Here is a 23,201-nt window from a genome sequence, read left to right as displayed (position 1 = left end):
AAAAATGTTGAAATTAATGTTGACAAATATCAAATTTTGACGTATTATGAATATGGTTATTGACCATATAACCTCTCATAAATTCTCAATACCCTTTTATACCATAGTTGAAAGATGGAAACCCACCATCTTTCTTTTTTTGTATATAAACTATAGCCAAAATGGCATCTTCAAGTTATCATGATACATGTATGAAGTTTATAGTTGAGTTAGAAAGCCTATACAAAAAATTAAAAACCCTAATTAAGGGCTTTTAATTAGGGTTTATACTGCAAATACTATTTGAACTGTTTTTGTTAAAACATCGGAATAGCTATAGGTCACTGTCCTCTGGGTGTCGCTTTCTAATCTTATTACAAATATGCTAGGGTATGTTTTTTCAATCACCCCGCTGTTTATAAGTACTTTTCTTCTTCCTCCATTAGCTTTTAAGGTAACTCTTTCTCCAACATGACTTTCTATATCCTTTTTAATGGAGGCTAAGGTTTTTAATTTTTCCATATAAACACCCTCTTTCCACAAGTACATTATACTACAAAAACAGCAATATGTCAAATAAACTTATTATTTTATCATTTTATATGCATTATTGTCAATGTTAAAAATCTATTAACAACATATTTTTTTTATAAATAGTATAATGCTTATTTATTCTTTTGTATTATTATCTTAATAATGTCCATATATTCACTTTTTACATAAACAATTTTATGCAACAAGGTTATATTATGAAAAAACAAAGGCAAAGCCTAACTTATGCATGACAAAATAGTGAATCTTTAGCACTTTCTTGTCATGCATAAACTATTATTTGCATTTAAATCCTATCTAATTCTAAAATCATAAGAAAATTACTAAATTAACTCTCTTAAAGCTCCTACACCCTTATTCTGCCCCGCTCCCCCTAGGACACAAAAGGAGATTTTGGAAAGCCTTCTCTATATTTTCCTCTAGTCTGTAGCCCTCCTATGCCCTTTATTCCTGTGATAGTATTTTCTAGGACTTCGTGAATAGGAACAACCTTATCTATATTTGTATAAGCTATTTTTTCACAAACAAATACAGGATCAAGACAATGGATTAACACTCTATTAGGAGAACTTGCAAAGTTTGCTCCTGCATCCAAAATTTTTTCATAACAAGATTGGCAAGCTCCTGCAAAAATTACTAATTCATCATAGCTAGAATTATAATCTCTAAGACTAGCTACTGATTCAACAAAATATTTGGAATTTCTATAGTTTTCCAAATCCATGTAATTACTAGCATCTTTAGCTATACCATCATGGCCCGTCAATACTACAATATCTGGTTTAATCTGTTTAACAAGTTCTATGACCTTTAATGGCTGTTCTCTTTCAGGAATCACCTGCCCTACGGCATCTAGCCCTAATTGCTTATATACCTTTAAACAATTTTCCATATATGTTGCATCTCCATCTACATGAAGAATCTTACCAGGCCTTCCAAACATAAGCTCTTTTGTAGGGGTTATTTTGGGTGCCTTTTGTATTCTAGTAAATTCATTTCTATCGCTTATTATTTTCTTTATCCTATTATTTACCTGTCTGTTAAATATTTGGTCCTTTTCGCCACTGAAATCTGCTCTTACCACCTCTAAATCTCCAGAAGGAGAATCTGCGATAATTCTTATATTAATACCCTTTAATACATATATCACTTCATTTTCAACCTCTTTAATATCAATAATCTTAAAAGTAATATCCTTACCATAAGATTTCCTTACAACAATATCCCCTATGCCCATAATTACCTCACCTTTTTCTAGTTTACAATACATAATATGAAAAACTTTATCTTTTGACACAAATAAGAGTCCTACATACAAATGCAGGACTCTCATGAAAACTATTGTTTATCTTTTTTTTCAAATTTTTTACTATATATAGAATAGCCAACGCTTAATAATATAAATCCAGCCATAAATATAAATACAATTATATCTTGTATATTCACGCCTTTCACCTCCTTTCCCTAAACTAGGAAAAGAGGTTCTCTCCTTTATACTTTCCGCCATTATATATCCAAATATAAATCTTTCTGATTTTATCCCTTAAATCTATTTGAAAACTTTTATAATACATTATGTGAAAAGATGCGAAAATTACTAATGAAAATACTGATAATAAGGAAATTACAAAGGGGCTAAATCTATGCGTATAGCCCAAGTCTGGCTTGTTTTTATTTAATAACAAAAAAAGAGCTCTATCACCTAAATCCTTTTTTATAAAGGCCCCATAACTTTTAGCAGATGAATTATGCTTTTTAAAATTTATGGGCTCTATGTAGATTTTAAATATAAAAAATATTATAATCAATAAAATCCATTTATTATTTTTTTTCAAATTAAAAGCCCCATTCATATATAATGATATCTTAAGTCTTATGATATCAAGAAATACTATAAAATTCAATATTTATAGGGTACCAAGCTCTATTTTTATGCATGCGTAAAAAGACTCTCCTAACTGCTATGAAAATTCACGCATTTACATAAATGGAACTAGTACCCTATATATAAATTTAATCATATTATTCCTTTTGATTATAGACTTGCTTAAAATCCTCAATAAATTTCAAATAGATTTGCTGTTCTTTCACAAGGTCTTCCAGCTTATTTGCAAAAGTATTTTGGGCCCAATTTACTTCGTTATAATAGTATCTATTGGCTAATCTCCAAAACCTTTGAGGAAATAGTAAAAATGAAAATATAAGTCTATATTCTTCTTCCATTAGTGGATTTATTTCATTATAAGAATTTAATATGGTATTTGCAAATTCCATATTCCAATCCACTCTCTTTAAGACTTTTATCATAAAATTTGAAATATCATAAGCTCTAACTTCTCTTTTACAGTAGTCAAAATCGATAATATTAACATCATTGTTTTTGTCTATTATTATATTATGGTAGGTATAATCGTGGTGGCAAAAGCTCCTTTCTACCTCTGTTAACTTACAAATATTGATATACTCAGAAGAATTTAATACCTCCATAGCCCTTTTGCCAAGATCTTTATAAAATTGCATAGCTTTAATATAACTTAGGTCAAAACTACTTTTATTATTCTTTTTTCTTGCCATATCTCTCATTTTATCAAAGGACTTAACCCTTTTGTCCATAAGATGCGGCCATCTTTCTAAATCACTTTTTAATTTACTATTTTCTGGTGGTTCATATCCCTTAGAAGAAATATGCATATACGCTAAATTCTTAGCAGCTATATTCACATCCTCTAAATTATGAAAATCGCACTCTCTACCTTCAATCCACTCTGAAAGAGTATATAGGTCCTCATTAACTAGTGCATAAGGTTCTCCTTCAGCATTCAAACAATACCTATCAACCCTATTGAAATTATTTTTTATTAGATGTTCTTTTGCTCCATAGACAAATAAAAGCTTTTGAGCGCCATAATTTATTTTCTTTAAGCATTTTTCACCTTTGTCAGTTTTTAAGTGATAAACACCTTTATTAGGCTTTATGGACTCAATTTTTATATTAAACTGTCTCTCAATTTCAAACTCCCTCATCATAATAATCACCTCCCTTATAATTTATATGTGCATATTCATGGATTTATTAACATTTTTTATACTAAATTAATATAATAGAATATAATTATTACGAAAGGATAGCTCTTATGAAAATAGGAATCGATGGAAGGGCAGCTAAGTGGTATAGAGGCACTGGCATAGGAACTTATACTTATCAACTAATAAAGTCTCTAAATAATATAGATCTTTTAAATGATTATCTTATATTTATGCCTGAAGACTATCATAAAGAATTAAGCTTAAAGGAAAATTTTAATGTAAAAGCTATAACTAAAAATATGGTAAATAATTTTTGGGATGAGGTAAATATACCTAATATATTGGAAAATAAGGAGGTTGAATTATACCATATTCCTCAGAATGGGGTAGGGCTTCCACCTAAGAAAAATTGCCATTTTGTTATTACCCTTCATGATGTAATACCTTACAAAATGCCTGAAACCGTAGGTGAGAGGTATTTAAATATTTTTTTAAATGAAATGCCCTCCATTGTATCAAGATGCGATGGAATTATTACTGTATCAAATTATTCAAAAGAGGATATAGCTAAAGCCTTTAATTTTCCTAAAGAAAAAATTTACGTTACCCACTTGGCTAGTGAAGAAATATATAAGCCTTTAAATATAGATTTTTGTAAAAATTTTATAAAAGAAAACTATGGAATTAATGAGGATTTCATTTTATATATAGGAGGCTTTAGCCCAAGAAAGAACATTCTTGGCCTGATAGAAGCCTTTAGTAATATAGTTAATAAAAATAAGAAAAATATTAAATTAGTTATTGCTGGGAGCAAGGGTATATCCTATGAAATGTATAAAAATAGGACTATAAATTTAAAGGTTGAGGAGGATGTATTATTTCCTGGTTTTATTCCCTTAAACCATCTACCTTTATTCTATAATGCAGCAGAATTATTTGTATATCCCTCCTTCTACGAGGGGTTTGGGTTACCTCCTTTAGAGGCTATGTCTTGTGGTACCCCTGTAATTGCATCTAATATCACTTCTATTCCTGAAATATTAGATAATGGTGCTATTTTAATAAATCCTTCAAATTCTGAGGAGCTTTATGATGCTATTATAAAGGTTCTAGAAGATAAAAATTTTAAGAATGATTTAATCCTTAAAGGACTGGTGCGTAGTAGTGAATTTAATTGGAATAAAACCGCTAAAGAAACCTTATTGTCCTATAATAAAATTATAAATAATTTTTGAACACCTTTTGGTGTTCTTTTTCTTTACATGCGAACTTATGTTTGTTATACTTTTATTATATATTTTATACAAGGGTGATATATTATGGATATGATGGAAAAATTAAAAATATTGTCTGATGCTGCTAAATATGATGTGTCATGCTCTTCTAGCGGAAGTAATAGAAAAAATACTAATAATGGCATAGGTAATGCTGCCGCTAGCGGAATATGTCATAGTTTTACCCCCGATGGACGATGCATATCTTTGCTTAAAGTTCTATTTACCAATTATTGTGTCTATGATTGTAGCTACTGTATAAATAGGATTAGCAATGATATTCCTAGAACTGTGTTTACTCCCGAGGAATTAGCTGAACTTACCATAAATTTTTATAAAAGAAATTATATTGAGGGTCTCTTTTTAAGCTCTGCAGTAATAAATAATTCTAACTACACCATGGAGCTGCTAATAAAGTGCGTAAAATTGCTTAGAAAAGTATACAGATTTAACGGCTACATACATTTAAAGGCTATCCCCGGAGCTGATGAGCATCTTATAAAAGAAGCTGGCCTTTACGCTGATAGAATGAGTGTTAATATAGAGCTACCTTCTTCTCAGAGCTTGAAATTATTGGCTCCACAAAAAAAGAAAGAAAATATATTAAAGCCCATGGGGCTCATTAAAAACAGTATTATAGAAACTAAGGACTCTTTAAAGATTATAAAGTCTACACCTCAATTTGTACCAGGAGGGCAAAGTACCCAACTAATTGTAGGTGCCACTCCAGAAAACGATCTTAAGATTATTAAACTGGCTGAAGGGCTTTATAAAAAATATAGTTTAAAAAGAGTATACTTTTCTGCCTATGTGCCTGTGGTACAAAATAATCCTAAATTACCTCTAATTAATCATCCTCCACTGTTAAGAGAGCATAGATTATATCAAGCAGATTGGCTTCTAAGATTTTATGGCTTCACGGCCTCAGAGCTTTTAAAGGATGATAGTCCCAATTTTGATACAAATTATGATCCGAAAACAAGCTGGGCTTTAAATAATATACACTTATTCCCTATAGAAGTAAATAAAGCTCCCTATGAAATGCTATTGAGGGTTCCTGGTATTGGAGTAAGATCTGCACTTAGGATAGTTGCAGCAAGGAAAGTAGCCTATTTAACCTATGATAATTTAAAGAAACTAGGGATAGTGATGAAACGAGCTCAATATTTTATTACTTGTAAAGGTAAGTATTCAGGGGATACTACCTTTGACCTTGTAAATATAAAGCAAAGATTATCCCCTAGTATTAGAGAATTGATGAAATTCAATGAAAATCAGCACGAACAATTATCATTTTTTTCTGGCTTGCCAGATTTGTATAAACCTAACGACATATTTTCAAAAATTAATGGTGAATTGTAGAGGTGTATTTTTATGATAGCATTCATACATGATGGAAGTTTTGAGGGTTTTCTTACCTCTATTTATGAGGCTTATTATAGCCATAAAAAACCTGATGAAATTTTTAGTGAATTCTCCTATGAAGGAGAGCTATTTTATGAAGCTATTAATATAGTTACCAATGAAGAAAAGCATGAAAAAGTATATAAAGCTATTAAAGAAAAAATAGGTACTCAGGCTATGTATAATATCTACTATTGCTTTCTCTGCGGTGATAAATATAGCCATAGTGCTGCTTATAAATATATTAAGCTAGGTTTTAAAATAGGAAAGGATATCGATCTACATCTTCATAATCCTATAGTACTTTCCGTAATAAACTGCGTCCAAAAGGTACAAAGAGAAAAACATAGAATGCTAGGTTTTGTACGATTTAAAGATGTTAAAAGAGATTTATTTTATGCTTCTATAGAGCCAGATCACAATATACTTTCTCTTTTAGGTAATCACTTTTCTGAAAGATTACCTAAAGACAGGTGGATAATTCATGATTTAAAAAGAAACATTGCCATTATACATAAGGATGGCGAGTGGGTTCTATGCAATTTGTATGGCACTGAAGAACCTGTAGATAATTCTAAGGATGAAGATATCTACGAAAAATTGTGGAAGCAATACTTTGTAAGTACCACCATCAAGGAAAGAACTAATTATAGGCTACAAAAGCATCATATGCCAAAAAGATACTGGAAACACCTCATAGAAACAAAAACAAATATTTAATAAAAAGTACAATTCACATCTTATACATCATGTGAATTGTACTTTTTAGGCATAGTAAAAAATAACTAGTCAAATATACTAATAGACTGACTAGTTATTTTTTGGAGATGTCGTATATTACTATAAGTAACATTGCTCAAAATAATTTAAAAATTCCTCTTTTTCTAATTTTCCCTCAGTCTTTTTTATAAGCCTATCTACAAAGACACCTTCTTCCCAGTCTTTTCTTTTTTCATAATAATCCCTAGAAATCGAATTAAAATCTTCAGGAAAGGCTAAAAAACTATAAAGTACTTTTATTTCTCTCTTATCTAATATATTGGATTTTTGATAGTCATAAATTATATTTTGTGCCCTATGCCAATCAAAAGCTAAGTTTTTGATGGATTTATTTATGAACTGGGCTAAATCCACAACCTTTAAGTCAATAGAACAATAATCAAAGTCTATGAAATATCCTTGTTCTTCTTTAATTATTATATTATGATGAGCCAGATCCTTGTGGCAGAGACATATTTTGTCCTTTTCATTAACTAAAGCTTCATAATCTGACTTCTCTAAAATATCTATGGAACGCTGTACTTGTTTAATAAAGTAATCTACATTATCCAAAAATATTTTATCAAAGCTATTTTTATATATATATTTTTGTACTTTATTCTTATAGCTCTCTAAGCTCTCTTTACTATTTTTCAAAAATATCTTCCTTTTTCCTAGTAAAATATCTCCATCATTAAGTATGATATTTTTCTCTTCAAGTATTCTTTCGTATAAACCCATACCTGCTAAATGGAGCTTTCCCAAGCTTTCCGCTGCAATAGACATGTCTATAGGGTTGGAATACTCACACTCTCTTCCTTCTACAAGATCCAATACTACATAAATATCTTCATCATACTTTATGCCTATGTTTTCATTGGAAGCTTTCATAAACCCCATTACTCCATTAAAAGATTTACTTATATACTCTAGACATGTATATATAAAATTTAATCTTTCCATGGTGTAATCAACTTTCTTTAATATCTTTTTTCCTTTATCTGTTTGAATTAAATAAACACTTCTTACTGGAATTACATCATATACTCTTAAATTGAAGCTATTGAATAAATCAATGCAAAGATTATATTTTGATAAATATCTCTTGTCTGCATATCTTATATCCATAGACTACACATCCTTTATAACATGCTATATCCATCTTTTTTCATGGATTTTATAAGCCTTGACTCATACTCCTCTAAAGTCCAATTTTTTTTATTTTCTCTATATCTAATGCAACATTTAATAAAATCATAGGGATATGAAATCATGGCCTTAATAAATTCTTTACTACTATTATCAAGTTCTTCTCTTTCGCAAAAGGCGTTGATTAATTTTTCAAAATTAATTTTTGAATCCTTCCGTTTTAATTTATTAAAAAACTCTATAGCATCACACTCCACCATATTATTACAACACTTTTCTAAGGTATTTATCTCAATATATGTTTTTTTTCTTAAATTTATTGGGCCTACATCTCCCAGGCATATTTCATCTCGCCTCATACTTCTATATATCAAATCGATATAATTCCAGCTATAAACATGTTCTATGCATTGCTCTGCTCTATTTACGTAGCTTTCACCTTCTGTTATTAGCAATTTTTCAAAGTCATTTTTAGGGCCTTTTATTTTTATATTGCTTATATCTCTCTTTAATCTTTTCACCTCAACCTTGCAATTCTCCACAAGTCGCCCAGTATTATTTTCTAAAGTACTACCTATACTCCCTATATAGCCCATAGCTTTTTTATGAAATTCAGATATAATATATATTTGATTTAACGCTTCAGCTTCTGTAACATCTTTGTCATCAGATAATTTACCATTAAAACCATCTATTACTTTTATATCTTTATCTTTCAAATATTGAATGAAATAATTGTTATCCTCCAATTGCATAGACTATCCTCCGTTATATTTCATCGTTCTAAACACTTCTATAAACTCTTCCCTGTCATACTTATCTTCTTGTATTTTTTTTAGCTTTTTTAAAAAAAGTTCCTCTTCCCAAGGCTGTTTTTCCCAATAATATTGAATACCTACTTGCCAATATTCTTGAGGGAACTCCATAAAGGCAGCCATCACTGGAATATCATCTTGAAATACTCTATTTATCTCATTATAGCTATTTATTATAAATTCACCCTTCATTATATCCCATCTCCCATTCTTCATTACTCTTATCAATAAGCTAGAAAGATCATGGAGATGGGTATCTAACATACAGTAATCAAAATCTATTATGTTTACATCTTTATTCGCAGATATCAACACATTATGATGAGCATAATCATGGTGACAGAAGCCTCTATTTTTAATTTCTTCCTTCATTTTAAATATATAGTTGCTTTCACTTAAATTTTTTAAAGTATATTTTCCTCTTTCTATTTCCTCTTCCATCATATCTATATATAGTTCATCAAATTCAGTTAATTTCTCTTTTTTACTTATTCTCCTTCTAAAATCATATATTTCATCTATTCTAGTAGAAAATACCTTAAACCACTTAAGCCAACCTATTCTAGGCTTCATCTCCATAGTAACATTAAAATTCTCACTACATTTATGGAGCTCTGAGAGTTTTTTAGCAGCAACTTTTACATCTAGAGGATTATCGTAGTTACATTCCCTAGCGTGAATCCAAGGAGTCAGATAAGCATAATTATTTTCTAGCTTAATATATGATTCTCCATCCTTAGTATTTATAAAGGTTGGAACTTTTTCAAATCCATTATTCTGCAAATGTCTAATAGCAGATATTATGAATAAAAAATGAGGAAAGTTATATTTTATTACCTTTAAACAATATACATCATCTTTTCCATAGATTTTATAAACATTTTTTATCTTTTCTATTTTTTGTACTTCAATAGTATAATGATTTTTAATATGCTGAATAACCTCTTGCGCTTCCAAGACTTGCCCTCCAAGCAATGCTTCTTATTTAGTATATGAGGCTTTTTATGACAGTGTGATAAATATAATAAGAACCTTTTCTATGGATTTTTAATATTAATAATATATATACTTAATTACTTTAGAGGTGAATTCCATGAAAATAGCTATGGATGCTAGAGGAATCAATTGGTATAAAGGAACTGGCATTGGAACTTATACTGAAAACATACTAAAAAACCTTTTAGACATAGACAAAGAAAATTTTTATCACCTTTACTGGTCTGGTGACAACTATGATGAATTTTTAAGAACTAATTCTAAAATAATCATGGCCTCCAAAAAGCATCAAAGATTTTTTGAACAAAATTATTTTCCTTATAACTTAAATAAAGAGAACATAGATATATATCATGTTCCTCAGAATGGTATAGGAATTAATGAAAATATAAAATGCAAAAAGATAGTTACAATTCATGATTTAATTCCTTATATTCTGCCAGAGACTGTTGGAAAAGGTTATCTTAATAAATTTCTAAAAGACATGCCTTATATTATGGAACAAGCTGATTGTCTAATAACAGTATCAGAATGGTCTAAGAGAGATATCATAAAATTCTTTCAAATAGATCAAAATAAAATTTTTGTTACGCCTTTAGCAGCTGATATGAAATATATTCCCATGAATAAAGAATTTTGTAAAAAAGTATTACAAAGGAAGCTTATTATTAATAAGGATTTTATCCTTTATATCGGGGGTTTTAGTCCCAGAAAAAACGTAAAAGGATTAATTGATGCTTTTAGAAAGGTATATGGAGACTTCAGCAAAGACCTTTGCCTTCTAATAGTAGGTTCCTTAAAAGATCAGGGTTCTATGCTTAAAGAGTATGTTAATGAACTTAATATGGAGGACAAAATTATTTTTGCTGGATTTGTTGAAGAAGACTTATTGCCAATATTATATAATGCCTGTGAGTGTTTTATTTATCCTTCTCTATACGAAGGTTTTGGTCTCCCTCCTCTAGAAGCCATGAGTTGCGGCGCCCCAGTGATAACCTCAGACACTTCATCAATTCCAGAAGTGGTTAAGGATGCTGGTATACTCATCAATCCTCTAGATAAAAATTCTCTTTCTGAAGCAATGCTTAATCTAATAAATAATGATCATATTAAAGTGGATCTAATAAATAAAGGTATAATAAGAGCTCAAAATTTTTCTTGGAGAAAAACCTCCTTGGAAACCTTAAATGTCTATTCTAAATTTGCAGATAAATCTATATAAAAAGCAAAGCTTACACTAAATAATTAGCGGTAAGCTTTGCCCTTAAATTATTCATTAAATTACTATTCCATTTGCATCTTATTATATTTAATCATTATATCAAGCCAGAGCTTTTCGCCTTCTATGTTCTTACCTAGATTTTCCTTCACAGTAGACCATATTAAGGCATCTATATACTCGTATTCTGAGTTATACTTATCATTAAAAGAAGCTTTCATTACTCCCTCAAAATCTCTCCAAGCCTTTTCTCCTCCCAATGCATTTATTCCATTATCAAATATGTTTTCTGAATAAATAGAATTATAGGCAGGAAGCATATAATATTTGTTCATAGCTTCCGTAAGAAGTTCCTTTTCTGTGGTAACATACTTAATAAAGTCTTCTGCTATTTTGGTGTTTTGTAATTTATTATTAATCAAAAAATTTACGGGCTCCTCCTGAACATCTCTATTGCCTCCAGCTTCAAAGGCTGGGAGTTTTGCTACTCCAACCTTCCAACTTTCCTCCTTAGGAAGAGTTTCTAAGGTTTTTATAAAATCCGTAGAAGCTAAGGTAAAAATACTTTTACCAGCTTTAAGCTTATTTAGAACCTCTTGTTCATTATGAGCTAGATCTAAAACATTATCAGTATATAATTGATTGAGAGTATCAAAGGCTCTAGATGCAGCTATATCATCTACATTAAAATTATTTTCTTTATCTATATACCCCTTATTCAATTGGTTTAAAAATATCCTATATATATTTTTATTTTGGTCTAAAGTCAATAGCTTTACTTCTTTATTACTTCCTGAATATATGTTTTTCCCAATATTATAAAACTGAGACCAGGTTCTAATATCCTCTATTTTTATACCCTTGTTCTCTAATAAGTCTTTTCTATAGAATAAAATAAGCGGTCTATAATCTAGGGGAACAGCATAGATCTTGTTATTAATGGTTATCTGCTCTAATCTATTTTTATTAAAACCATCTTTATAAGAAAAATTACTATTAAGCTCTTTAAATGCTTCATTATTAAGATTATAGTAGTAGGCAATTTTTTTACTCTGAGCCATTAATATATCTGAAAGGTTATTAGTATTTTTCTCTTTTAGTGCATTTTCAATTTTAGCTTCATCTAATACCTCCATAGCTATAGTAACATTAGGATGAAGTTTTCTATACTTTTCTGCAGCGTACTTTATATAATCTTCATAGTTTTTATATACCGCAATAGTAATTTTTCCAGAGATCTCATCTAATTTCCGTTCACTGCTGCTAGTATTTTTTGTATTACAGGAGGTGAAAAATATGATAAAAAAAATCAAAGGAAATATTAACAGTCTATTTTTCAATAACATCATTCCTTACTATTCTTATTTGAGACCTTTAGCTTAAATACGCAATTTACAGGGTTATGGTCACTACTTTCAAACTCTAAATTTGATGTGCTCACATTAATAATGTCAATATTTTCGCTAACTAAAAAACCATCAATAACTGCGGTAAAATTTTCGCCCTTTACATAAGGTCTAGTATTTGTCCTAACAGTATAACAATCTGGATTTACTATCCACCTATAATTTTTAGGAGTAAAGTTTTCAGGCATTACATGAAGCCACTGAGGCCAGGCTTCCTTAGTAGAAAATCTCTTTGGATCAGTGCTAGGCAAAACATAATTCCAATCTCCAGCTACTATAATATAATTACCTAATAATTGCTCTTTAATCAGATGCATCTTTAACATAAACAATTGTTTTTTTCTTATGGCGGCACCTTTATCAAAAGCAGTGAGATGAGTGTTTATAATAACTAATTCTTTGCCATTTTCTACAGAAATTCTTGTCTCTAAAAAACATTTATCTAAATCAAAAATCTTTTTAGGCCATTTTCCTTTACCTGGGAACTGAACCCTTATACTTTTAGATATTTTATATTTTGATAGCGTCATTATGCCTGAATTAGTAGTGCCTACAGGCTTGAGAAATGGGAATGGCACCCAATTAACCTTATGATTAATAGCAAAGGCCGATTGATAATCATTAAAGGTTCTTCTTAAAATTTCTGCTTCGTTTATATTAAAGCTTCTTGTTGATCTCACGTCTACCTCTTGCAAAAGTATAAAGTCTGAGGCCTCCTCTCTCAAATAGGAACATACATTATGTAAATTCACTATAGTCTGTTCCTTACTGCTGGATCGCGTCATCTTCCCTCCATCCCAAAAAAAGTCTTGTCTTTTATCTAATCCACAATAGCCTATATTAAAAGTAGTTATTTTAAAATTTTTATTTATTTTTATATTTTCCTTTACTTCTCCTTGTATATTTAAAAGTTCCTTTTCTTTTGGTTTATAAGTTGTAATGGTCATGTATACTATATATAAAGTTGGTACCATTATTAATATAAGTATAAATGCAATAACTATATTAAAAAGCATAATAATATATTGCCTCCTCTAAATAAACCTTGAATATCTCTATTCCTTTTTCATTATACACCAACTTTTTTAAATTTAAAAATGCAGTTAAAACTATTTTTAGAGTTTTTACCTGCATTTTCTATAATTTAAACTTATTAGTTATATTCTTAAGAAGCTCAGCACTTTCTAAATAACGTACATATGAAAATATATAAAAACTGAAGATAGACAAAATATAAAACAGCCTAAGGCTGTTTTATATTTTATTTATCATACTAGCTAAGTAAGCAGCTCCAAAACCATTATCTATATTTACCACGCTTACACCACTAGCACAGCTGTTTAGCATAGATAGTAAAGCTGCTAATCCATTAAAGTTAGCTCCATATCCTATGCTAGTTGGAACTGCGATGACTGGTTTATCTACTAATCCACCTACTACACTGGCAAGAGCTCCCTCCATTCCAGCAATGACTATAATTACCTTAGCTCCTCTTATGTCCTCCAATCTATTAAATAATCTATGTATACCTGCAACGCCCACATCAAAAATACGCTTAACCCTATTTCCTAATATCTCTGCTGTAACAGCGGCCTCTTCTGCCACCTTTATATCTGAAGTGCCTGCTGTTACTATAGCTATATAAGATTCTGTGGCAGTTATATCTTTGTTCTTTACAATTATCGTTCTGCCCAATTCATTATACTCAGCCTTGCTGCAGATTTCTTTTACCTTTTCGTACATTTCCTTATTAGCTCTTGTAGCTAATATATTTACTTTTTTACTATCCATAAATTCTATTATAGCCTTTACTTGTTCTGTAGTTTTTCCTTCGCAATAAATTACTTCTGGATATCCTACTCTTAACTCTCTATGATTATCTATTTTAGCAAATCCTAAATCTTTAAATGGGAGGTCCTTAAGCTTCTCTATAGCTTCTTCCACTGTTACTTTATCACCCTTAACATCTTCTAAGAGCATTTCTAAGCTTTTAATATCCATTTTACCCCACCTTTTTATGCTAACTATTCTTCTCTTTACTATATTGAAGAATAATTTTTTCATATAAATTCATATAAGTTATTCCATAAGTTTCACAAATATTTTTACAATCTTCATACTCAGGCTTTATCTTTATTTCCTCTCCATTATAAGTGCCTACTTTAATCCTTATCTCACCATACTCTGTATTTAACACCTTACTATGTCTTTCTAACTTTTTTCTTTCAATTTTAATTTTTCTAATACCTAAGGTAGTGGTATTTTTGAATAACACTTCTTCTAGTTCATTGCAGTTTGCTTCGTTACAAATTAAAGTAACTTTAGTAGCCGGTCTGCTTTTTTTCATGATAATAGGAGTAAAATAAACATCTAAAGCTCCATTGGCTAATAGTTTGTCCATTAGGATTTCATATATTTCCCCGGACATATCATCAATATTACACTCAATAACATACTCCTCCTCATTATGCTCCACACAGGCTTCCCCTAAAAACACTCTAAGTACATTAGGAACCTTTTCACCTTCTTTGGTTCCTAAACCATAACCAACTTTATTAACTTTAAAATTTTTCCCATAAGTAAAATTAGAGCATAAAGTCTTTATAATAGCAGCTCCCGTAGGAGTAGTAGCTTCAAAAGGAACATTTTTAGCTAATATAGGTATGTCCTTTAAAATTTCTGCTGTAGCAGGTGCTGGCACTGGCAATATTCCATGAGCACATTTTACAAAGCCATATCCCACCTCTACTGGAGAGCATATTACTTTATCAATTTTTAGATAATCAAAACCTATGGCTGCTCCCACAATGTCAACTATTGAGTCTATGGCGCCAACTTCATGAAAATGTATTTTATAAATATCCTCTCCATGAACTTTTGCCTCAGCCTTAGCTACCTGATAAAATATTTCTAAACTTAATTTTTTTACTGAATCTTTTAAAGAGGATTTATTTATTATATCCTCAATATCTCTAAGATTTCTATGGTGATGATGATCTTCTTCATGCTGATGGTGGCGCTGCTGTTTTAGTATTACATTAAATTTAGTGCCGCTTATACCTTTTTTATTATTCTTTTCTACAGTAATATCAAATTCATCCTCTAGACCTAGTTTATTTAACTCTTCTACAAAATATTTTTGGTCTACCCCTAAATCCAATAAAGCTCCTATATTCATATCCCCGCTAATACCAGAAAAACAGTCATAATAAAGAATTCTCATATTTACTCTCCTTGCCTTATTATTTTATTAATGAAATGATAACTCTAATAATATAATAAAATAAATTTTGTATATTTGCATTATAACATTAATTAAAGTATAATTATTAACATAAAATTTATATTTATAATGAAAAGCTTATGCTGCTCTTAGCATAAGCTTTAGAATTAAGAAAATTTATGATCTAAAAATTATTTGTTTTACATATATTTGTGGAGGAATCTATGCATATTGAATGTTTTAAATATTTTTATGAAGTTGCAATTTTAAAGAGCATCTCTAAAGCTGCAGCTAATTCACATATTTCTCAGTCCGCTCTAAGTCAACAGATTCAAAAGTTAGAGGATAGAATAGGTGTTAAACTTTTGGAGAGAAGCAATAAGGGTGTTGAGTTAACTACTGAAGGTAAAATAGTACTTCGTCATTGTGAGACCATAATAAATTCTTATGAAAGAATGCTAGAAGATGTTTCAAGTCTAAGACTTTATAATCATAATATTAGGATTGATGCCTATTGGACAGCTTCCTCTTATCTAATGCCCTTAGTTATGTTTAACTTAAAAAAAAGATTTGAAAATTATGATATAAAGCTAACTTCAAATGATAATGAAAACATTCAATTAAATATAATGAACGGTATAAGTGATATTGGAATATGTTATGATGCTTCAAGCAATGAGTCTCTTATTTCTTCAAAAGTAACTAGCGACAAATTAATTTTAGTAGCTTCTCCTGAGTTTAAAATAGGCTCAAGTCTGTGCCTTGAAGAACTAGCTAACTATCCCATGATAATTTTAAATGATAAGCTTAACATAAAGCATTCGCTTTATACAGCTTTGTCTAAAGTAGGAAAGAATCTGAATGATTTAGATATCATATTTAGTGTAGATTCCATAGAAACTGCCAAGGCTTCTGTGGAAAGAGGCTATGGTGTTTCTATCCTGCCTTATTTAGCCGTAAAAAATGAACTTGAAAAAAATTCATTAAAAGAAGTAAATCTGCAAGGATTAGATTTTAAATATAATATATACATGGTATATACCCCAGACACTTCAAAAAATTTCAGAGATTTCATAGAGTACTTTAAAAAGCAAATAAAAAGAATTACTCAATAAAAGAGAGGAGTCTTCCTCTCTTTTATTGAGTAAAGTATTAATAATTCCTATGTAAAAGCTTTTGAGTTATCTGCTTAAGTATATCCTTGTAATCATTTTCTGGCAACTTATCTATTAGACCAAAAGCCTTATCAGTATATCTCTGAGCTAATCTTTTAGATTTCTCAACTCCTCCATACTGATTTACTAACTTTATAATATTATGTACGTCTTCATCCTTATATTCATTTTTGGAGAGTATGGGGGATAGTATGTTTCTATTTTCTTCTAAGGCATATATTACAGGTAAAGTGTATATCCCCTGTTTTATATCATTGGTGGCTGATTTTCCTATGCTAAAGTCATCTCCTGTATAATCTAATATATCATCAATTATTTGAAAAGCCATTCCTATGTTGTGACCTATGTTCCAAAATATTCTACATAACTTTTCGCTACATTCACTTTCTGCTGCTCCACTGTAAAGACTTAAAGAAAATAATTCTGCGGTTTTAGCAGATATTCTGTTTAAATACCTTTTTAAAGATATATTTTGAACAAATCTTGAGTTAAGTTGTTCTACCTCTCCTAAACAAATTCTAGACATGGACTTGCTATCAATTTTTATGCTGGTTAAAGAAGAATTACTAGCTAGTATTTTAAAACAAACACAAAAAAGAAAATCGCCTATATAAACAGCATAATCCTTACCATATTTAGATTGTATAGTCTCTTGACCTCTTCTTAACTTAGAGTCATCTATAATATCATCATGTACTAAGGTAGCCATATGAATCATCTCTACTACAGCTGCCAAAGCATGAGACTTTTCTTCATTATAATTCCCAAATCTTGAAGACATTAGAACAAAGGCCGGCCTCAATAATTTACCACCAGAATCTATTAATTCATGAATAGATTTCTGCATCACTTTGTCTTTACATTTAGTATTTTTTTTCATTATATCCACTATAGAATTTAAATCATTTTTTATTACAGGATATTCATTCCAAAATTTATCCATTCAATCAACCTCTATTGTCTAATTTTATTCAGAAAAGGAATCTTACTCATATGATTAGTAACATAATTTGATGTTAGTCCTACAAAGATCCCAGTACCTATGCCTGCTATAGTTAGAATAGGCAAATATAAGGTTACACCTATATTTTTCACTATAGCCGCTGCTACTAAAAGCTGTCCTACATTATGAAAAACTGCTCCACCGGAGCTTACACCTATTATGCTGACCTTATCTCCTCCAAGTTTTTTTATAAGCACCATGGCTATAAAACTAAAGAAGCTTCCTCCAATACTATATAATAATGCAGATACGCTTCCTCCAAACATGGAAGACATTAAAATTCTTAATATCATTACTAAAATTGTTTCTTTATAGTTTAAAGTATATAGGCATATAACTGTTATTATGTTTGCTAATCCTAATTTTGCTCCTGGAGTTATAAAAGGTACAGGAATCATTCCTTCTATAATATGCAAAACTAGTGCTTGGGCTACGAGTAATGCCATAAAAATCATTTTACTAGTTTTTTTCAATATTATCACCTCAATAGGAAATTATGGTTTCATCCTGATCAATAGAGTTACCCTTTATTTCTACCACTAACCTGTGAGGCAAACATACAAGAGTTTCGCCAGGTTTTTGAATAAAACCTGGCTTCTCACATACTTTATCAGGGCAGTCCGCTTCAATTATAGCAACTTTATTATCTTTTACTTGTATCACATTTATACCATATTCATTTTTAACAGTATAATTGTCTGTACCTTTATGATTATCTATTCTTATTTTTTTATGAAGCTTACCATTTACGCTAACTTCAGCATAAACGGCATCATAATTTTTTTTTGAAACTATTCCAAATACAACTTCTGGTATAAAGGATAGTACTAGTAAAGCAACTACTATTATTATATCCCATTTCTTAATCATGAATTTATCTGCCCCATTTCAAGAATCTCTATTTATATATAGGCTTTTGTTTACCTAGCCACCAATTACTTACCTTTTCAGTTATCCAAGGCATTACATAGTAATCTAGTCCAAAGGTTCTACCTGCTCCACCCATTAAAGCTATTGCTCCAAAGAAATACCATAGTATTTCCCAACCAGCCATAGCTGAAAGAACAAAGTTAACTACCATAAATGCAGAGGCCGCACTAGCTAACCAAGTAAATAAACCTGCTAATAAACATAATCCTATAGCTAATTCTGTTAACACAACGATTCTTTGGAACCATACTGCCACTTCTGCATTTGGTATCATTACCTTCATTATAGACTGAAAGAAACCTGGCATTTCTTTAATGATTGGTGTTGGCCAAGAAGATGCTGCTCCTTCAGCTGCTTGTGAGGCACTTGTAGTAGCATCAGCTGCTTGAGATGCTCCGGATGCACCATTAACTTTTAACCATTCAAATGGCATTTTTACATTACCTGCTTTTATCCAACTATCTTCACCAATGGTAAACTTAGTTATCTTATCAAAGCCTTTTAAACTTTCCCAGGTTTTATCTCCTGCTAGCTTCTTCACAGCTTCTAAGAACCAAAGAATTCCTATATATAGCCTTAAAGGCACTAACCACAATCTATTAGCCTTTGAAGATAAATGTCCTCCCATGATAGAACGTCTATCTTCCATATTAAAGAACTCATGAGTTAAATATCTCCAAATTAAATATATTCCGCCTACACCCCATAAATAGTGTAAATTAACTAAGTGCTTCATTACCATAGCGAAGAATCCAGACAGCTTCATTCCTGATAGATTAGCCACGCAATATCTTCCACCTACAGATACCATAAAGCCATGGTAATTTGATTTGAATTTAGTCTTTTCTCTTTTTTCCATATCTGCCACTATATTACTAGCAACAGTATCTCCTGTTTGAATTGCTGCTTCAACTATTTGAGGTGTTCCTTTTCCTTTTTCCTCTTCATAGTATGCTATATCTCCAACTATATATACATTTTGCTTATCTGTAGACTGCATAAATTCATTAGTTACTATTCTTCCTGCTCTACCTAGGCACAGACCATAAGCACAGGAGTCAGAATTACCTTGAATTCCGCATGTCCAGATAAGTGTTTGTGTTGGGATTTCTTCTCCAGTTTTTAACACAATCTTATTTGATGTTACTTCAACTATTGGAGCATTTTTCTTTATTTCTACTTTATGCTTATTCATATAGTTTTCAGCCTTTGCAGCCTGATTTCTATCTAGCATATTTAAAATAGTTGGCATAGCTTCTACTACCATTAAACTTATTTCTGATGGATCCACATTATGTTCTTTTGATAGTCTCTTCTTCCACTCTAAAAGCTCTCCTATCATTTCAATGCCTGTAAATCCTGAACCAGCTACAACAAAAGTAAGCATTTCCTTTCTTTTTGCTGCATCTCTTTCTAAGCTTGCCTTTTCAAAAATACTTGTCATATGCTCTCTTATTTTTATCGCGTCTTCAAAGGACCATAAAGAGAAGCCATTTTCTTTTACCCCTGGAACTCCGAAATATGTTGGTACACTACCAGTTCCGATAACTAAATAGTCATAAGGATAGCAATTTTGTTCAGAACATACTATTTGATTTTCTGTATCAATCTTATGAACAAACTCTGTAACTACATTCACTTTTGTTCTATGGAATATTCTTCTTAAATCTAGTTGTACAGATTCTGGATGAACCCTTCCCCCTGCTACTTCATGTAATTCAGTCATAAGTGTGTGGTAAGGATTTTTATCAATCAAAGTAATTTGAACATCATCATTCTTTTTAAACTTTTTAGCTAACTTTTTGGCTACATGCACGCCACCATAGCCTCCACCTAAAACCACTATTTTTTTCTGATTTGACATTTAATCACCTCTTCATTAAAAATAAATAATAATATAATTACACAGTGCTTCAAGTTTATTGTATATATAAATACGAAGCATGTCCATATTATATTTCAGGAATTTTTCTACATAATTAATCAGTTCTTTTAAATATTCTAGCTATGTTAAAAAATTGTTAGTTAATTGATTCTTCTATAGTTGTTAAGTTAAAAACTAAACAAAAAAATTGCTTTTGCTATAAGTATTTTTAATATTGTATTAATAAAATATATAACCAAATTTGTTTTTATTTATTCATATTACTGCTATAATTTCTATTGTAATATTTGTTTTACACAAATTTAAACTACATACATTTTTAAGGGGGATTCTTTGATGAGAAGAAAAAAAATATTAAGTTTAATCGTTGCTTCTGTATTATCTTTAACAATACTAACAGCTTGTGGTAAAAAAGAGGAACCAAAACCTGCTGATACTAAACCTGCTGCTGGTACATCTGCATTAAAAGATGGAAAATATAGAGCAGAGTATGACAAAGAAGATACAAAGGGTTGGAAAGCCTTCACAGAAATTGAAGTAAAAGACGGAAAAATAGCTTCAGCTAAATATGATTATGTTAAACCAGATGGTTCTTTAAAGAGCCAAGATAAAGCTTATAACGATGCTATGAAGGCAAAGTCAGGTACAAACCCTGCAGAATATACAGTAAAACTTGCTAATACATTAGTTGAAAAACAAGATGCAACTAAAGTTGATAAAGTTACTGGAGCTACTCATTCTTGGGAATATTTCAAAGAAATGGCTGATAAATTAATAAAAGAAAAAGCTGCTAAAGGAGATACTGCTAAATTAGTTCTTCCTCAACCAGACGTTCTTACTTTAAAAGATGGAAAATATAAAGCTGAATTTGATAAAGAAGATACAAGAGGTTGGAAATCCTTCGTTGAAATCGAAGTTAAAGGCGGAAAAATTACAGCAGCTAAATTTGATGATGTTAAGGCCGATGGAAGCTTTAAATCTCAAGATAAAGCTTATAATGATAGCATGAAAAAATCATCTCCTACAAATCCTGCTGATTACACTGTAAAACTTGCTAAAGCTTTAGTTGAGAAACAAAATTCTAATGTAGACGTTGTAACTGGAGCTACTAGTTCTTCAAACAACTTCAAGACATTAGCTAGCAAATTACTTACAGACAAAGCAGCTAAGGGAGATGCTACTACATTAGTTCTTCCACAACCAGATGTAAAAAAATAATATAATAATATATAAAATTAAAGTAGAGGCTTTAGGATTTTCCTAAAGTCTTTATTAATGAAGGGGTTTTTGTGTATAATATTAGTAAAATAACTTTAACTTAGGAGGAATTCTATGAAAACTTCACATAAAAAGCTTTTTAAATTTCTAACTGCATTGTTGATGCTTTTATTTTTCTTAACTGGCTGTAGTAAACCAAAGGAAATAAACAATAAAGAATCAAAAGATCCTCTCTCTAAAACTAATTTTTTCATGGGTACGGTAGTTTCAGTTAGTTTATATGATCACAAGGATGAGGCTATAATTCAAAAGGCCTTTGATAGAGTTAAAGAAATAGAAGATGAAGTAAGTATTAATAAAAGCGGTACTGAACTTGACAAGGTAAATGAGCTCTCTGGTAAAGAACCTGTAAAAGTTAAAAATGATACCTTTACTATAGTAAAAAAGGGCCTTGAATATTCAAAGCTCTCTGAAGGCTCCTTTGATATCACTATTGGACCTTTAGTTAAACTATGGAGTATAGGATTACCTGAAGCTAAAGTTCCAACAAAAGAGGAAATAGTAAAAGCAATACCTTTAGTTGGATACAATAACTTACAAATTAATGAGCAAGATAAATCAATATTTTTAAAGCAAAAGGACATGATCATAGATTTAGGTGGTATTGCAAAAGGCTATACTGCTGATGAGATATCAAAGGTATTAAAAGACAATGGTGTTAAAGATGCTATTATAGATCTAGGTGGAAATATTTTTGCCATGGGACAAAACCCCAATGGTAACCCTTGGAGAATTGGAATTCAAAACCCTTTTGAAACTAGAGGTGGATTAGTAGGTTCCATAAACGTTAAGGATAAATCCGTTGTTACTTCTGGAATATATGAAAGGTACATTGAAAAGGATGGAAAGAGATACCATCATATATTAAGTCCATTTACAGGCTATCCTTATGATAATGAAATTGCTGGTATCACTATAGTAAGTGACAAATCCGTAGATGGGGATGCACTATCTACTACAGTATTTTCAAAAGGACTAGAGCAAGGCATGAAGTTCGTTGAAAAGCTACAAGGTATAGAGGCTATATTTGTTACAATGGATAAAAAGGTATATATAACCTCCGGATTAAAAGATAATTTTAAAATTACAAACACTGAATTTATATTATCTAATTAAGAAAGAAGCCC

General features: G+C 30.4%; 21 protein-coding genes. 7 read left to right on the top strand and 14 right to left on the bottom strand.

The genetic code is table 11. The features are described from left to right. Nucleotides 1-264 precede the first annotated feature (264 nt). The 3 genes from BN2665_RS22630 to BN2665_RS22615 form a co-directional block, all read right to left on the bottom strand. The gene (locus tag BN2665_RS22630) at nt 265-501 is read right to left on the bottom strand and encodes a Veg family protein (protein ID WP_055669361.1); all 237 of its coding nucleotides are present in this window, start codon (nt 499-501) and stop codon (nt 265-267) included. 403 nt (nt 502-904) lie between these two features. Continuing rightward, the gene (gene yabG, locus BN2665_RS22625) at nt 905-1,768 is read right to left on the bottom strand and encodes a sporulation peptidase YabG (RefSeq protein ID WP_055670041.1); all 864 of its coding nucleotides are present in this window, start codon (nt 1,766-1,768) and stop codon (nt 905-907) included. A gap of 785 nt (nt 1,769-2,553) precedes the next feature. Beyond that, complete coding sequence (locus tag BN2665_RS22615) at nt 2,554-3,558, bottom strand: CotS family spore coat protein (RefSeq protein WP_055669359.1); 1,005 nt, start codon at nt 3,556-3,558, stop codon at nt 2,554-2,556. Nucleotides 3,559-3,665: 107 nt separating this feature from the next. Here BN2665_RS22615 and BN2665_RS22610 point away from each other — a divergent pair, with 107 nt between their 5' ends. From BN2665_RS22610 to BN2665_RS22600, 3 genes are all read left to right on the top strand, one after another. After that, the gene (locus tag BN2665_RS22610; protein ID WP_055669358.1) at nt 3,666-4,793 is read left to right on the top strand and encodes a glycosyltransferase family 4 protein; all 1,128 of its coding nucleotides are present in this window, start codon (nt 3,666-3,668) and stop codon (nt 4,791-4,793) included. An 84-nt stretch (nt 4,794-4,877) separates the two neighbouring features. Beyond that, the gene (locus tag BN2665_RS22605; RefSeq protein WP_055669357.1) at nt 4,878-6,194 is read left to right on the top strand and encodes a putative DNA modification/repair radical SAM protein; all 1,317 of its coding nucleotides are present in this window, start codon (nt 4,878-4,880) and stop codon (nt 6,192-6,194) included. Nucleotides 6,195-6,206: 12 nt separating this feature from the next. After that, on the top strand, nt 6,207-6,956 hold the full coding sequence (locus tag BN2665_RS22600; RefSeq protein WP_055669356.1) for a TIGR03915 family putative DNA repair protein: 750 nt from the start codon (nt 6,207-6,209) through the stop codon (nt 6,954-6,956). A gap of 120 nt (nt 6,957-7,076) precedes the next feature. Here the strand turns inward: BN2665_RS22600 and BN2665_RS22595 are convergent, their stop codons facing one another. The 3 genes from BN2665_RS22595 to BN2665_RS22585 are packed head-to-tail and all read right to left on the bottom strand — an operon-like array spanning nt 7,077 to nt 9,916. Next, entirely contained in the window at nt 7,077-8,123 is a 1,047-nt protein-coding gene (locus tag BN2665_RS22595; protein ID WP_055669355.1) for a CotS family spore coat protein, read from the bottom strand. A 14-nt stretch (nt 8,124-8,137) separates the two neighbouring features. Next, entirely contained in the window at nt 8,138-8,899 is a 762-nt protein-coding gene (locus BN2665_RS22590; RefSeq protein WP_055669354.1) for a hypothetical protein, read from the bottom strand. Nucleotides 8,900-8,902: 3 nt separating this feature from the next. Continuing rightward, nucleotides 8,903-9,916 (bottom strand): CotS family spore coat protein, encoded by a 1,014-nt coding sequence (locus BN2665_RS22585; protein WP_055669353.1) that lies wholly within the window; start codon nt 9,914-9,916, stop codon nt 8,903-8,905. 136 nt (nt 9,917-10,052) lie between these two features. Between BN2665_RS22585 and BN2665_RS22580 the strand changes: the two genes are divergently transcribed. Beyond that, a complete protein-coding gene (locus BN2665_RS22580; RefSeq protein WP_055669352.1) occupies nt 10,053-11,177 on the top strand; it encodes a glycosyltransferase family 4 protein in 1,125 nt (374 codons plus the stop codon). Nucleotides 11,178-11,239: 62 nt separating this feature from the next. Here the strand turns inward: BN2665_RS22580 and BN2665_RS22575 are convergent, their stop codons facing one another. The 4 genes from BN2665_RS22575 to larC all read right to left on the bottom strand — a co-directional run bounded on the left by BN2665_RS22575 (nt 11,240) and on the right by larC (nt 15,803). After that, entirely contained in the window at nt 11,240-12,514 is a 1,275-nt protein-coding gene (locus tag BN2665_RS22575) for an ABC transporter substrate-binding protein (RefSeq protein WP_154675009.1), read from the bottom strand. A gap of 5 nt (nt 12,515-12,519) precedes the next feature. After that, the gene (locus tag BN2665_RS22570) at nt 12,520-13,596 is read right to left on the bottom strand and encodes an endonuclease/exonuclease/phosphatase family protein (RefSeq protein WP_055669350.1); all 1,077 of its coding nucleotides are present in this window, start codon (nt 13,594-13,596) and stop codon (nt 12,520-12,522) included. Nucleotides 13,597-13,834: 238 nt separating this feature from the next. Then, nucleotides 13,835-14,581: a nickel pincer cofactor biosynthesis protein LarB gene (gene larB, locus BN2665_RS22565; RefSeq protein WP_055669349.1), complete on the bottom strand. Its 747-nt coding sequence runs from the start codon at nt 14,579-14,581 to the stop codon at nt 13,835-13,837. Between the two features lie 19 nt (nt 14,582-14,600). Continuing rightward, the gene (gene larC / locus BN2665_RS22560) at nt 14,601-15,803 is read right to left on the bottom strand and encodes a nickel pincer cofactor biosynthesis protein LarC (RefSeq protein ID WP_055669348.1); all 1,203 of its coding nucleotides are present in this window, start codon (nt 15,801-15,803) and stop codon (nt 14,601-14,603) included. A gap of 224 nt (nt 15,804-16,027) precedes the next feature. Here larC and BN2665_RS22555 point away from each other — a divergent pair, with 224 nt between their 5' ends. Beyond that, nucleotides 16,028-16,918: a LysR family transcriptional regulator gene (locus BN2665_RS22555; RefSeq protein ID WP_055669347.1), complete on the top strand. Its 891-nt coding sequence runs from the start codon at nt 16,028-16,030 to the stop codon at nt 16,916-16,918. Between the two features lie 37 nt (nt 16,919-16,955). Here the strand turns inward: BN2665_RS22555 and BN2665_RS22550 are convergent, their stop codons facing one another. From BN2665_RS22550 to BN2665_RS22535, 4 genes are read right to left on the bottom strand one after another with little or no spacing between them, the layout of a single operon-like run. Further along, complete coding sequence (locus tag BN2665_RS22550; RefSeq protein WP_055669346.1) at nt 16,956-17,921, bottom strand: polyprenyl synthetase family protein; 966 nt, start codon at nt 17,919-17,921, stop codon at nt 16,956-16,958. Between the two features lie 11 nt (nt 17,922-17,932). Then, a complete protein-coding gene (locus tag BN2665_RS22545; RefSeq protein WP_055669345.1) occupies nt 17,933-18,454 on the bottom strand; it encodes a Gx transporter family protein in 522 nt (173 codons plus the stop codon). 10 nt (nt 18,455-18,464) lie between these two features. Beyond that, nucleotides 18,465-18,851 (bottom strand): NusG domain II-containing protein, encoded by a 387-nt coding sequence (locus BN2665_RS22540; protein ID WP_055669344.1) that lies wholly within the window; start codon nt 18,849-18,851, stop codon nt 18,465-18,467. A 28-nt stretch (nt 18,852-18,879) separates the two neighbouring features. Further along, entirely contained in the window at nt 18,880-20,775 is a 1,896-nt protein-coding gene (locus tag BN2665_RS22535; protein WP_055669343.1) for an FAD-dependent oxidoreductase, read from the bottom strand. A 357-nt stretch (nt 20,776-21,132) separates the two neighbouring features. Between BN2665_RS22535 and BN2665_RS22530 the strand changes: the two genes are divergently transcribed. Then, nucleotides 21,133-22,014 carry an FMN-binding protein gene (locus tag BN2665_RS22530; RefSeq protein ID WP_055669342.1) on the top strand — a complete coding sequence of 294 codons (882 nt, stop codon included), beginning with the start codon at nt 21,133-21,135 and terminating at the stop codon, nt 22,012-22,014. Between the two features lie 114 nt (nt 22,015-22,128). Next, the gene (locus BN2665_RS22525) at nt 22,129-23,190 is read left to right on the top strand and encodes an FAD:protein FMN transferase (protein ID WP_055669341.1); all 1,062 of its coding nucleotides are present in this window, start codon (nt 22,129-22,131) and stop codon (nt 23,188-23,190) included. The last annotated feature ends 11 nt before the right edge of the window (nt 23,191-23,201 follow it).

Source organism: Desnuesiella massiliensis (assembly GCF_001403615.1).
GTDB classification, from domain to species: domain Bacteria; phylum Bacillota; class Clostridia; order Clostridiales; family Clostridiaceae; genus Desnuesiella; species Desnuesiella massiliensis.
Note: the sequence above shows the minus strand (reverse complement) of the source record. Positions and strands in the feature narration are given on the sequence as shown.

Excerpts from the sequence above, each read along its gene's own strand:
- BN2665_RS22610 (WP_055669358.1), top strand. The coding sequence starts at position 3,666 with ATGAAAATAGGAATCGATGGAAGGGCAGCTAAGTGGTATAGAGGCACT.
- BN2665_RS22570 (WP_055669350.1), bottom strand. The coding sequence starts at position 13,596 with ATGCTTTTTAATATAGTTATTGCATTTATACTTATATTAATAATGGTA.
- BN2665_RS22555 (WP_055669347.1), top strand. The coding sequence starts at position 16,028 with ATGCATATTGAATGTTTTAAATATTTTTATGAAGTTGCAATTTTAAAG.
- BN2665_RS22630 (WP_055669361.1), bottom strand. The coding sequence starts at position 501 with ATGGAAAAATTAAAAACCTTAGCCTCCATTAAAAAGGATATAGAAAGT.
- BN2665_RS22550 (WP_055669346.1), bottom strand. The coding sequence starts at position 17,921 with ATGGATAAATTTTGGAATGAATATCCTGTAATAAAAAATGATTTAAAT.
- BN2665_RS22580 (WP_055669352.1), top strand. The coding sequence starts at position 10,053 with ATGAAAATAGCTATGGATGCTAGAGGAATCAATTGGTATAAAGGAACT.
- BN2665_RS22615 (WP_055669359.1), bottom strand. The coding sequence starts at position 3,558 with ATGATGAGGGAGTTTGAAATTGAGAGACAGTTTAATATAAAAATTGAG.
- larB (WP_055669349.1), bottom strand. The coding sequence starts at position 14,581 with ATGGATATTAAAAGCTTAGAAATGCTCTTAGAAGATGTTAAGGGTGAT.
- BN2665_RS22590 (WP_055669354.1), bottom strand. The coding sequence starts at position 8,899 with ATGCAATTGGAGGATAACAATTATTTCATTCAATATTTGAAAGATAAA.
- BN2665_RS22540 (WP_055669344.1), bottom strand. The coding sequence starts at position 18,851 with ATGATTAAGAAATGGGATATAATAATAGTAGTTGCTTTACTAGTACTA.
- BN2665_RS22595 (WP_055669355.1), bottom strand. The coding sequence starts at position 8,123 with ATGGATATAAGATATGCAGACAAGAGATATTTATCAAAATATAATCTT.
- BN2665_RS22525 (WP_055669341.1), top strand. The coding sequence starts at position 22,129 with ATGAAAACTTCACATAAAAAGCTTTTTAAATTTCTAACTGCATTGTTG.
- BN2665_RS22605 (WP_055669357.1), top strand. The coding sequence starts at position 4,878 with ATGGATATGATGGAAAAATTAAAAATATTGTCTGATGCTGCTAAATAT.
- BN2665_RS22530 (WP_055669342.1), top strand. The coding sequence starts at position 21,133 with ATGAGAAGAAAAAAAATATTAAGTTTAATCGTTGCTTCTGTATTATCT.
- BN2665_RS22600 (WP_055669356.1), top strand. The coding sequence starts at position 6,207 with ATGATAGCATTCATACATGATGGAAGTTTTGAGGGTTTTCTTACCTCT.
- larC (WP_055669348.1), bottom strand. The coding sequence starts at position 15,803 with ATGAGAATTCTTTATTATGACTGTTTTTCTGGTATTAGCGGGGATATG.
- BN2665_RS22535 (WP_055669343.1), bottom strand. The coding sequence starts at position 20,775 with ATGTCAAATCAGAAAAAAATAGTGGTTTTAGGTGGAGGCTATGGTGGC.
- yabG (WP_055670041.1), bottom strand. The coding sequence starts at position 1,768 with ATGGGCATAGGGGATATTGTTGTAAGGAAATCTTATGGTAAGGATATT.